The organism is Chryseobacterium sp. CS3K3.1, from assembly GCF_059515165.1.
Window position 1 is genome coordinate 181,095 of the sequence record NZ_JCAKRV010000004.1, and the last position, 12,309, is coordinate 193,403.

General features: G+C 38.3%; 10 protein-coding genes. 5 read left to right on the top strand and 5 right to left on the bottom strand.

Annotated features, from left to right (window positions below):
• Nucleotides 1-47 precede the first annotated feature (47 nt).
• The 5 genes from AC5YGI_RS06105 to AC5YGI_RS06125 all read right to left on the bottom strand — a co-directional run bounded on the left by AC5YGI_RS06105 (nt 48) and on the right by AC5YGI_RS06125 (nt 5,271).
• Entirely contained in the window at nt 48-1,658 is a 1,611-nt protein-coding gene (locus tag AC5YGI_RS06105) for a Na+/H+ antiporter (protein ID WP_496167792.1), read from the bottom strand.
• A gap of 388 nt (nt 1,659-2,046) precedes the next feature.
• Nucleotides 2,047-2,667, bottom strand: a complete 621-nt coding sequence (locus AC5YGI_RS06110) for an alpha/beta hydrolase (protein ID WP_496167793.1) — start codon at nt 2,665-2,667, stop codon at nt 2,047-2,049.
• A gap of 5 nt (nt 2,668-2,672) precedes the next feature.
• Nucleotides 2,673-3,626 (bottom strand): VOC family protein, encoded by a 954-nt coding sequence (locus tag AC5YGI_RS06115; RefSeq protein ID WP_496167794.1) that lies wholly within the window; start codon nt 3,624-3,626, stop codon nt 2,673-2,675.
• A gap of 212 nt (nt 3,627-3,838) precedes the next feature.
• Complete coding sequence (locus AC5YGI_RS06120) at nt 3,839-4,135, bottom strand: GNAT family N-acetyltransferase (RefSeq protein ID WP_034696941.1); 297 nt, start codon at nt 4,133-4,135, stop codon at nt 3,839-3,841.
• Nucleotides 4,136-4,338: 203 nt separating this feature from the next.
• Nucleotides 4,339-5,271 carry a ring-cleaving dioxygenase gene (locus AC5YGI_RS06125; protein WP_496167795.1) on the bottom strand — a complete coding sequence of 311 codons (933 nt, stop codon included), beginning with the start codon at nt 5,269-5,271 and terminating at the stop codon, nt 4,339-4,341.
• A gap of 573 nt (nt 5,272-5,844) precedes the next feature.
• Between AC5YGI_RS06125 and AC5YGI_RS06130 the strand changes: the two genes are divergently transcribed.
• The 5 genes from AC5YGI_RS06130 to AC5YGI_RS06150 all read left to right on the top strand — a co-directional run bounded on the left by AC5YGI_RS06130 (nt 5,845) and on the right by AC5YGI_RS06150 (nt 12,184).
• Entirely contained in the window at nt 5,845-6,840 is a 996-nt protein-coding gene (locus tag AC5YGI_RS06130) for an EamA family transporter (RefSeq protein ID WP_330747118.1), read from the top strand.
• Between the two features lie 18 nt (nt 6,841-6,858).
• Nucleotides 6,859-7,887, top strand: a complete 1,029-nt coding sequence (locus AC5YGI_RS06135; RefSeq protein WP_330747119.1) for a methionine ABC transporter ATP-binding protein — start codon at nt 6,859-6,861, stop codon at nt 7,885-7,887.
• Nucleotides 7,880-8,536: a methionine ABC transporter permease MetI gene (gene metI / locus AC5YGI_RS06140; RefSeq protein WP_110010601.1), complete on the top strand. Its 657-nt coding sequence runs from the start codon at nt 7,880-7,882 to the stop codon at nt 8,534-8,536. Before AC5YGI_RS06135 ends, metI begins: the two co-directional genes overlap by 8 nt.
• Before the next feature lie 106 nt (nt 8,537-8,642).
• Complete coding sequence (gene metQ / locus AC5YGI_RS06145; RefSeq protein ID WP_496167796.1) at nt 8,643-9,452, top strand: methionine ABC transporter substrate-binding lipoprotein MetQ; 810 nt, start codon at nt 8,643-8,645, stop codon at nt 9,450-9,452.
• Between the two features lie 521 nt (nt 9,453-9,973).
• Nucleotides 9,974-12,184, top strand: coding sequence for a glycoside hydrolase family 3 C-terminal domain-containing protein (locus AC5YGI_RS06150; RefSeq protein ID WP_496167821.1), 2,211 nt, complete (start codon nt 9,974-9,976; stop codon nt 12,182-12,184).
• The last annotated feature ends 125 nt before the right edge of the window (nt 12,185-12,309 follow it).

Genomic DNA, 12,309 nt, shown 5'->3' on the forward strand with positions numbered 1-12,309 from the left:
TCTTACCCTCAAACCCGGAACCCGCATCTCGCAAACCCGCAAACCCGCTACAAATGCTTATTCCCCGTAATTTTCAATTCATTCAGATCCAGTTGTGATTCTGCTTTTCGGATTTCATCATCACTGAAAAGTTTTTCACGTTTCATTTTAAAGAGTTCTTTTCGCTGTAAGGCAAATATATCCAGCATTACTTTATGATATTCTGCCATATCATTTCGTCTGTTGGTACACATTTCAATAGAATTGAGATGATTCTGGTGAAGTTTGATATCACTTTCCAGCGCCTTTTTAAGGTTCTCCAGCAGACCATTGCTGTTCACAGCTTCATTGTATTCATTATCAAGTTTATGAACGGCAAGTTTATCCAGTCTCATCTGAATTCCGGCCTGCTGTTCGTGAGAAGGCAGAATATGATCAATCTCTCCTATTTTGGTTAATTTAATGATCAAGGGCAGGGTAAGTCCCTGAAACACTAATGTCACAAAAATGACCACAAATGTGATAAAAATGATCAGATTTCTCATCGGAAACTCAGCTTGTGAATTCATCATCACCGGAATAGACAAAGCTGTTGCCAGGGAAACCACTCCTCTCATTCCTGCCCAGCCTATGATTAAAGGATTTTTCCATCCCGGACTCGGATCACGACGGGCTTTTTCACTGAACCATCTTGGAAGATGAGCCACGGGATAGATCCATAAAAGACGTACTACAATGACGATTAAGCTTATAATCAAACCATATTTAATACCTTCCATTACTGAAATGTCCCCTAATCCATTAATGATATCAGGAAGTTCTAGACCAATCAATACAAAAACCAAAGCGTTCATCACAAAAATCAGGGTGTTCCAGACTCCTGTCATATTGATTCTGGTAGTTCCAGTTTTGAAAATCTCATGAGCACGGAAAGACATAAACAATCCTCCGCTCACGACAGCCATCACTCCCGAAAAATGGAAATGTTCTGCAGAAAGAAATAAAATATATGGCGTCATTACCGTAAGCGCTGCATCAATAGCAGGTGTTGTAGGTAAAAAACGGTGAATGGCATAAAAAACATGAGCCCCTGCAATCCCTACGACAACACCCATACCTGCTACCAGAAAAAACTGTCCAGTCGCTTCATGCATTGAGAAAGCACCTGTCATTACTGCAGCTAGCGCAAACCTGAAAACAATCAGTGAAGAAGCATCATTAATCAGACTTTCTCCTTCCAGTATAGCGAGGGTACGTTTCGGTACTTTTAATCCTTTTAAAACTGTTGTGGCAGCTACAGCATCCGGCGGCGAAACAATTCCACCCAATAAAAATCCTAATGCCAGCGTAAATCCCGGAATCAACATTTGTGAAGTGTAAGCAACAACCAAAGAGGTCAGAAATACCAACCCGAAAGCCAAGAGACTGATGGGACGTTTCCATTTCCAGAAATCATTCCATGAAGTATACCATGCTGCTTCATATAAAAGTGGTGGTAAGAAAATCAGAAATATAATCTCCGGATCCAGCTTTAAAACAGGAACTCCCGGAATAAGGCTGATCCCCAATCCGGCAAGTACCAGAAAGATAGGATAGGCAATTTTGATCCGCTGTGCCAGCATGACCAGCAGCATGACGAGTAATAAAAGTCCAAGGATTAAAAGGAGTTGTTCGTGCATGTTTTTTAGAAATTAGAGGTTAGTTTTCAGGTTCGAATGATTTAGGATTGGGCTAAAGCCAGTGATTTTTTGTTTTTTGTTTGGCGGGCTAAAGCCCGCCCCTATTGAATGTTAATTTATTTATTGAGACTTCTACGGAGTGACAATCTGTATGGATAGTTAATCCTCATACTTTGCCATTCCGTAGGAATCTCCACTTCACTAGGTTACTTAAAATGTAATAACCACAAAAGTCACAAAGTTTTTGTTTTAAAATGTTTGTAAAGTTTAATAATATACAATATAAAGATCACATGAGAGAAAAATCAAAGATTTTTATACAACTTAAGTGTTCTTTTTAAGCGTTCGACATTTACTTATCAAATCTTTTGGGACTTTTGTGGTTAAACTATTTAAATATAACTGAATTAGCGATTTCTATTTCTTCCTCGTTAATAGAATGTCCGAAATTAGCATATACTTTTTCTGTTACCTCCGCATTCATTTCTCTTAAAATATTGGCTGTAGCATATACCCTTTCTACCGGAACATGAAAATCAGGATTGCTGGTTCCCAGGAAAACCGGAGTTCCTGCAAAATCGCCTTTATAATTTTCACGGTTGATTTTATCTCCAATCACGCCACCAATAATAGCTGCAGCTCCACCGAACTTCTGAGCATTACGGGCTAAAAATTCAAGGGTAAGACAAGCTCCCTGGGAAAATCCGAAAAAGTAGATGTTTTCGGGTTTTATTCCTGCATTGACAGCCGCTTTTACGGTTTCTTCAACCATTTCAAGGGCTGATGATAACCACGGTTCGTTTTGTTCCACCGGAGCTATAAATGAAAAAGGATACCAGGTGTGATTCAAAGCTTGTGGGGCTAGCAGTGCATAATCTTTTACATTTAAATGCTGGGATAAACTCAGAATATCCTGAGCACTTCCTCCGCGTCCATGAATCATTATTAAAGCTTTTTCTGCCTGATTTAATGGAATTCCTGCTGTTTTTATATTTAAAGTATGACTCATTATTTCTATCTGAATTTTTCTGTTGGATAATCGATTTTAGGAAGAACTTCGTTCAAACGTTCTCTTCTTTTTTCAAACTGTAGCGGCAATTGCAGATCTTCTCCTAAAAATGCAGCTTCTTCATCTACATCGAAACCTGGGCCTGAAGTTGCTATTTCAAACAAAACGCCTCCCGGTTCTTTAAAATATACGGAAGTAAAATATTTTCTGTCTTTCACCTCGGTATGCTCCAATCCGTATGCATTTAATCTTTTTACCATTTCAAGCTGAGATTCCGCATCGGGAGTGGCAAAAGCTACGTGGTGAACTGTTCCTCTTCCTGCTAAACCTTTTAAAGCATTTGGGGTAGAAAGCAGATCTACATATCTCCCCGGTCTATTTTCTGTTCCCAATCTCAATCGGTCAGGGCTTTCTTTGATCACTTTATGATCCATCTGAGTGGTCAGAAGTGCTGCTGTTCTTTCATAAGCATCCTGCCAGATTTCTACATGATGAATCCCTTTGATGGCATAATCTTTAGGAATATAACCATTGTAATATCCTTTTCTTTCGTCTTTATCATTAAAAACCAATTCCAATCCCAATCCATCAAAATCTTCAAGATAAATGAAAACTTCATCAGAAAATCTCTGCTGCGGCTGTTTGAAAGGAATATTGAATTGTTCCAGACGGTTCATCCAATAATCCAGGGCATCGATGGAAACTGAAAAAGCTGTTGTATTGAGCATTCCTTTCCCATGTCTGCCATTGATCAGATCTTTACCATAAGGAAAAGTAGTCATAATCGTTCCCGGTGTTCCGTATTCGTCACCGAAGTAAAAATGATAAACATCTGAATAATCAAAATTGACCGTTTTTTTGACTAAACGAAGTCCCAAAACTCCGGTATAAAAATCTATATTTTCCTGTGCATTGCCGGTAATTGCCGTAACGTGATGCAATCCTGTGATAAGTTTCATTGTGATAAAATTGTTAATTGGTTATTATGATGGGATCCGAGATTTCGGGGTTCGGGATTCGAGTTGATAAATTCGGGAATAACTTTATTCATCTTCTGTTTTTTAGCTCAAGATTCTCAAACCCTCTTCCTCTCAGACTCTCAAACTCGAAAACCCGAATCCCAAAACTCGAATCCCGAATCCCGAATCCCACATCCCGACTCTCAAACTCCCTACAGTTCTTCCTTCAACCATACATCATTATATTCTTCCGGATGACGCTTGAACTGTGCGTGAACATAGGGACATAGCGGTAGAATTTTTAATTCGTTTTCTCTTGCGTAAGAAACCAGTCTTTCCAGTAAAATTTTGGCAAAGCCTTTTCCTTCGTATTCCGGGTTTACTTCGGTGTGGTAAACAGTCAGTTTTTTTCCTATAACTGATATGTCCATTTTACCTGCTTTATGATCGTCTGAGAAAAGCTGGATCTCTCCTTTTCTTCCTTCTAAAACTATTTCTGTTCTTTCCATTTTTTATTTTTTTTGATATTAAATCGTGTTTTTTTTAACGCGAAGATTTAATAATAATCCTTCATATTTTAAGTTGACTTAAGAATGGAATCAACAAGTTGATTCGATGAAGCGCCCTGTTACAATTACCTAAAATAAGTTTATATTCCGGATGTTTAAATCTTTATTCAAAATTAGCATCTTTATAAAATATGACCGATGATCTATGATAAGTTCGGCAATACTCCTTGTATTTTCTCACGCATTCCTTCGTATTGAACAGGAAGTTTAAGGTGGGTTCCCAACTCTTCCAAAGGCTCATCTACAGTGAATCCAGGATTGTCGGTTGCTATTTCAAACAAAACACCACCTGGCTCACGGAAATACAGTGAGTAGAAATAATCTCTGTTGATTTTCGGAGTGATGCTTAGTCCTGCGGATAAGGCTTTCTCACGGTATTCCATTAAAACATTATCATCTTTTACCCTGAATGCAATGTGGTGATTGGTTCCCGCTGCATTTCTTCCGGATGGAATGGTTTCGTTTTCAATAATATCCACAATATTAGCGGTATCAATGGCATCAGTAGCCAGTCTGTATCTTTCGCCTTCCTGTTTCTGCAAGTCGTATCCTAAAATATCGGTCAGAACTTTGATCGTAGGATCTGCTTTTTTCAAGGTTAAAGTCACATTATGGAAACCTTTTAATGCATTTTCATCTTTGATATCATCTGTTGTCCATACTTTTCTGTTGTCTTCACTTAGAGGCTCTATCAGCTGTAACTGGAGGCCGTCCGGATCTTTAAAAGAAATCATCTTTTCGCCGAATATTTCTCCTTCTTCTGCGGCTACATTAAAGCTTTGTAAATGGTTTTTCCAGAATTCAAGGCTTCCTTTCGGTACTGAATATCCGATATGAGTTGCCATTCCGCTTCCGTTGTTTCCTTTTCCTATTCCTTCCCAGGGAAAGAATGTAAGAATGGTTCCCGGGGTTCCGTTTTCATTTCCGAAATAGAAGTGATACGTTCCCGGATCGTCAAAATTTACAGTTTTCTTTACCAGTCTTACTCCTAAAACTTTGGTATAAAAATCTAAATTTCTTTTCGCGTTGTCTGCAATAGCAGTAATATGATGCAGACCTAAAATTCTATTGTCCATGTCTTTTAATTTTGATGCTAAATTACAGTGAACAGAAATCCTGCGCATTTAACTAGTTTAATAAATGCAAAACTCCGTTTCCGCAAACACATTTTAAATCATTTTTTAAACAGCCCTCAACCAACTTTACACAATCCTCAAAAAATTCAATTTATTTTACGTTTTCCACAACCCCAATTACCAGTCAATTTCTATAGCATTTGAATTAAAAAGCATAAAACATTGATAAACAGTTTTAAATAAGCAAAAAATAAAAATACATAAAACACTGAAATAAAGCTAATTAATTCATTAACGATAATTTAATATTCAAAATGTCTACTTTTTTAGTGGACTAATAAAAATTATATTCTATATTTGCAACCGTATTCAGGAAATAAGACAAAATGAAGGCAGAATTAAAATATAATCCAATTAAGAAACATACCATCAATAATATGATGAAGGATATGTGTATGCCTGCACATCAAGAATACTGTGGTTGACCTTACTTTTATTTAGATATATTTTCAAAGGCTTTACCACGTGGTAGAGCCTTTTTTCATTGAACACAACAACATTAAAAACATAAAAATGAGCAATTCTAAAAACAAATGGTTAATTCCATTAGCGTTTACAAACATCTATGTGATATGGGGAATTACGTTTTTAGCTATTTCATTTGGCTTAAAAGGATTTCCGCCATTCATTCTTTCCGGATTAAGATTTCTGGTAGCGGGAATTCTGATGATCGGATACCTTCTGTCTAAGGGAGAAAAAGCAAATTCGCTGATCAACTGGAAGAAAAATGCCATTACAGGTATTCTTATTCTTACCGGAGGAACAGGGCTTGTAGCCTGGGGAGAGCAATATGTAACCGCTTCTGAGGCAGCTATTTCTATTGCAACAGGGCCATTCTGGTTTATTGCTATCGACAAAAAGAACTGGAAATATTATTTTTCGGATAAATTTATTCCCATAGGATTGTTGATTGGTTTCGCAGGATTGATAATGTTTTTAAAAGGCAGTGTAAATTCTAATGCTCATGCACTGGCAGATGGAAACCTGCGTATTACTGCGTTTGTGGTATTAGGACTAAGCTCCATTGCCTGGGTATTGGGTTCATTATATTCAAAGAAAAATCCGGCATCCCAATCTACCTTTATGAATATTGCCCAACAGCTTATAATAGCAGGATTAGCCTCTTTTCTCATCGCTTTTTTCAGAAAAGAATGGACTGATTTTTCAGTTTCTGCGGTTCCGCTATCGGCATGGTTTGGGGTTCTATTTTTGATCTTCTTTGGATCGATAGTCGCTTATTTGTCGTACATTTGGCTTCTGTCCGTAAAACCCGCTGCTTTGGTAAGCACCCACACCTACATCAATCCTATTGTAACAGTGATTGCTGGCTGGATTGTTGCCCACCAAAGCATCAATGGAGGTCAGCTGTATGGTTTATTCATCATATTGCTGGGAGTACTTCTAACCAATGTCACCAAGTATTTCAGACTTTCAAAACGGGCCAAGGTCAAAATCAGAAGAGTAAGGAGATTTTTAAACAGAACAGGCAGAAGATATCAGCCTATTTAAAAAGTATATAAAATCAGAATGATAGAAATCAGAAACATATCAAAAACATTTCATCAGAAAAAACAGTCTTTCAAAGCACTGGATAAGGTAAGTCTTACTATCGATAAAGGAGATATCGTAGGAATTATCGGTTTTTCAGGGGCAGGAAAAAGTACGCTGATCCGTACCGTTAATTTATTGGAAAGGCCGGATGAAGGACAAATTATTATTAATGGAAAGGATTTTACCAAACTTAGCTCCAAACAACTGGCTGAGGAGCGTAAAAAAATCGGAATGATCTTCCAGCATTTCAATCTTCTTTCTTCAAGAACTGTTTTTGACAATGTAGCGCTTCCATTGGAACTTGATCATACCAGCAAGGACGAAATCAAAAGGAAAGTCAACGAACTCCTGAAGATTGTAGGACTTGAAGATAAAGCCAACGATTATCCCAAAAGTCTTTCAGGCGGCCAGAAACAAAGAGTGGCCATCGCTAGGGCGCTAGCCAATGATCCTCACCTTTTGCTTTGTGATGAAGCAACCAGCGCACTGGATCCGGCTACAACACAGTCTATTCTGCAGCTTTTAAGAGATATCAATCAGAGACTGGGAATTACCATCCTTTTAATTACCCACGAAATGGAAGTCATCAAATCGGTCTGCAACCATGTGGCCGTGATCGATAAAGGAAAATTATTAACAAAAGGAACTTTAAGCGAGATTATTTCGGACAAAGAGAACCCGATCATCCGTCAGTTCATCAATTCAGACATCATGACCCTGCCACAGGAACTCATCAGCAGACTGCAGAAAGAACCTCAAGAAGGTTTATTTCCACTGGTCGAAATAGAACTTAACGAAAATATCAGTGTTGAACAGATTCTTTCAACACTATACAACCAATATAAAATCCCATATAAATTGTTAAAGGCGGATGTAGAATATTTTGGAAATTCCAATTTCGGTAAACTACTTTTGCAGCTTCAGGGTGAAGCCGAAGAAAACCAGCAGGCGATCTATTATTTCAATCAAAATAAAATTCAAAATACAGTAAAAGGATATGCTTAGTGATGCGGTAATTGCCCTTTTGGCAAAAGGAACCTGGGAAACGGTTTATATGACATTTTTATCCGGATTTTTTGGATTTGTGCTGGGACTTCCGGTAGGAATCCTGCTATTTTTAACAAGAAAAGGACAACTGCTGGAAAATGCAGCCTACCATAGAGGATTATCTATATTGGTAAATATTTTCCGTGCCATTCCCTTCATTATTTTAATTGTATGGATGATTCCTTTCACAAGGATTCTGGCAGGAACTTCCATTGGAGTGAATGCCGCTTTGGTTCCGTTAAGTGTGGGAGCTGCTCCTTTTATTGCTAGACTTGTAGAAAACAGCCTTATCGAAGTTCCACACGGTCTTATAGAGACGGCAAGAGCTTTGGGAGCTTCGCCGCTGCAGATCATCAGAAAAGTATTGCTGCCCGAAGCACTTCCTTCATTAATCAATAATGCGACTATCACTTTGATTACCTTAGTAGGTTACTCTGCAATGGGTGGTGCTGTAGGAGCTGGCGGACTTGGACAGGTAGGTTACCAGTACGGATATATCGGATATGATATTGTAATTATGAATACCGTTTTGATTCTGCTTGTTCTTTTGGTATTCATCATCCAGTTTATGGGCGACAGGTTGTCAAAAAGGTTTGATCACAGGTAGTTTTGAGTTGGAGGGTTTGAGATTCGGGGGGCGACTTTCGGGATGTGAGGATGGATAAGATCATTTTTTACTCCTTTGGTTCAATAGTATTTAAATAAAAAATAGAATGAAAAAAATAAAGATTTTTGGTTTAGTGGCTGCCGGAATATTGCTGTTCAGTGCCTGTTCGGGAAGAAAGGATGATCCGAATTTTATCCGCGTAGGAATTACTTATGGCCCGGAACAGGAAATTGCCGAAGTGGCTAAAAAAGTGGCTAAAGATAAGTACAATCTTGAAGTGGAACTGATCCCTTTCAACGATTATGTAGTTCCCAATGAAGCCCTGACTAACGGAGATATTGATGCCAATGCCTTCCAGCATATTCCTTATTTAACGGAACAGTCCAAGCAGAGAGGCTATAATCTTGCTCCTGTAGGAAATACATTTGTGTATCCTATTGTAGCCTATTCAAAAAAAATTAAAAACGTTGGTGAATTACAGGCAGGTAATACGATTGTTATTCCCAATGATCCTACCAATGGAGGACGTTCCTTACTTCTTTTACAGAAAAACGGCCTGCTGAAATTGAAAGACGGAGTTGGGCTTCTACCTAAAGTAACGGATATTACAGAGAATCCTAAACAGCTTAAAATTATGGAGATTGAAGGAGCACAGATTCCAAGGGTTCTGGATGACAGAGATGTTGTTGTGGGGATAATTAATAATAATTTTGCAGCACAGGCAGGTCTGGATCAGGAAAAACAAGGTATTCTTGTGGAAGATAAAGATTCTCCTTATGTGAATGTGGTAGTCGCCAGACAGGATAATAAAAACAGCCAGAAAGTAAAAAACTTTGTAAAAGCCTATCAGTCTCCCGAAGTGGAAAAGAAAGCCAAAGAAATTTTCAAAGGAGGTGCTGTGAAAGGATGGGATTGATGAGTGAGAGGGTTTGAGTGTGGGAGAGTTTGAGAGTATTAGAGTTATGATAGTGGATTCGGGATACGAGATTCGGGATACGAGTTGGAGGATTTGAGAGTAAGAGGGTTTGAGTGTAGATTCCTTCGGAATGAACAAACTGCACGCTATACCGATACGTCCGCCTTATCATTCCATAGGAATCTAAACACTGTGTTAGGAGCGTTGTATGATTCGAGGTGTTAAATAAAAGTATACGAGAGTAGCTTCATTCGTCTTTTATCATTTTGCAATTTCGCTTTTAGCCTTTTCACTTGTATGTTTCCCCATCAACTTCTCTTCATTTTTTCTCGTAATAATTAAAAATATTTAATAAGAAGCTGTCTTCAAATGGGTAGACAGTTTTTTATTTGCTATTTTTTTATTTTCTCAATTTGAGATAATAAAAATTTTCTCTATTTTTGTTTTTAATCAAATAGAAAGGCATTATGTTAAAGAAAACCGTCATTATAAGTTTATTCACCTTTATTTCTGCTTCTTATATGGCTCAGACTAATACTACCATTCCTGTTTATCTGGATGAATCCAAACCTGTTGAACAGCGTATTCAGGATGCACTATCAAGAATGACACTGGAGGAAAAAGTGGCTATGCTTCATGCACAGTCCAAATTCAGTTCACCGGGTGTACCAAGATTGGGAATTCCTGAATTCTGGACAACAGATGGCCCTCACGGGGTTCGTCCTGAAGTAATGTGGGACGAATGGGATCAGGCTGGATGGACCAACGACTCTATTATCGCCTACCCTGCCCTGACTGCTTTATCCGCAACATGGAACAAAAAAATGTCATGGAACTATGGAAAAGCATTGGGCGAAGAGGCCCGCTACAGAAAAAAAGATATTCTTCTGGGACCTGGCGTTAATATTTACAGAACTCCACTAAACGGCAGAAATTTTGAATACATGGGTGAAGATCCTTATCTGACATCCAAGATGGTGGTTCCTTATATTAAAGGTGTACAATCTAACGGAGTCGCTACTTCTGTGAAACATTTTGCTCTGAACAATCAGGAAATGTTCCGTCATACAAGCAATGTGAATGTAGATGACAGAGCATTGTATGAAATTTATCTGCCACCTTTCAAAGCAGCGGTAACAGAAGGTGATTCGTGGACGATCATGGGAGCTTATGATATGTACAAAGGCCAGTATGCCAGCCAGAATCAATATCTTTTAAATGATATTTTAAAGAAAGAATGGAACTATAAAGGGGTTGTTGTATCAGACTGGGGTGCTGTAAACAATACAGAACAAGCTATCCACAATGGTCTTGATCTTGAATTCGGGTCATGGACTAACGGACTTTCTGCAGGAACTAAAAATGCCTATGACAATTATTATCTGGCAAAGCCTTACCTTGATTTGATTAAAGCAGGAAAAGTAGGAACCCAGGAACTGGATGACAAAGTAACAAGATTACTTCGTCTTGCCTACAAAACAACGATGAACCGCAACAAGCCTTTCGGAAATATTGCTTCTGAAGAGCATAAAGCAGTTGCCAAAGAAATCGGAGAAGAAGGAATTGTTCTGTTAAAAAATCAGGGAAATATTCTTCCGATTGATCTTAACAAGGCTAAAAAAATAGCGGTTATCGGAGAAAATGCCATCAAAATAATGACTGTAGGCGGTGGTTCTTCTTCATTAAAAGTAAAATATGAAACACTTCCTCTGGACGGAATCAAAGCCAGATTTGGAAAACAGGCTGATGTACAGTATGCAAGAGGTTATGTAGGAGATATCGGAGGTGAATACAATGGCGTAAAATCCGGACAGGATTTAAAAGACACCCGATCTGAGGCTGAATTATTGAATGAAGCTGTAGAATTAGCTAAAAAATCAGATTACGTCATTTTCGTAGGCGGACTGAATAAAGCTGATTTCCAGGACAGTGAAGGAAACGACAGAAAAAGCTATGGACTGCCTTACAATCAGGATCAAATCATCTCTGCTCTGGCCAAAGCAAACAAAAACCTTGCTGTGGTTTTAGTTTCCGGAAATGCTGTGGCAATGCCGTGGATCAAAGAAGTTCCGACGGTTGTACAAGCCTGGTATCTTGGATCCGAAGCCGGAAACTCTATTGCTGCCATTTTAGCAGGAGATGCCAACCCATCAGGAAAACTTCCGTTTACATTTCCGGTAAAACTTGAAGACAATTCAGCACACCAGCTGGGAGAATATCCGGGACAGAAAGATGAATTGGCAGCAGGAAAAGGAAAAGACCAGAAAAATCCTATCAATATTACGTACAACGAAAGCATTTTTGTAGGATACCGCTGGCATGATACCAAAAATATAAAACCTCTTTTCAGTTTCGGACATGGATTGAGCTACACTACTTTTGAATTCGGAAAAGCAAAAGCAGACCAGACTACTATTTCACAGGATGGTAAAATTACATTTACAGTAACCGTTAAAAATACAGGTAAAAAAGCAGGAGCTGAAGTGGCCCAGCTTTATATCAGCGATTTAAAATCTTCTGTTCCACGCCCTGCAAAAGAATTGAAAGGTTTTGAAAAAATATATCTGAATCCGGGAGAACAGAAAGAAGTGACTTTCACCATTGATAAAACGGCTTTAAGCTATTTTGATGCTCAAAAACACGATTGGGTAGCTGAACCGGGAGACTTTGAAGCACTGATAGGAAATTCTTCCGATGCTATTAAAACCAAAGTGAAATTTACCCTTAAATAGAAAAACTGAGTATAAACTCTATTTATAATTATTTGATAGAATGCAAACAGATTCCGGATTGGGATCTGTTTTTTTATTGCTCCTTTTTTGTGGGTGCTAAACTTATCAGCGTTTTTCTAACGCAA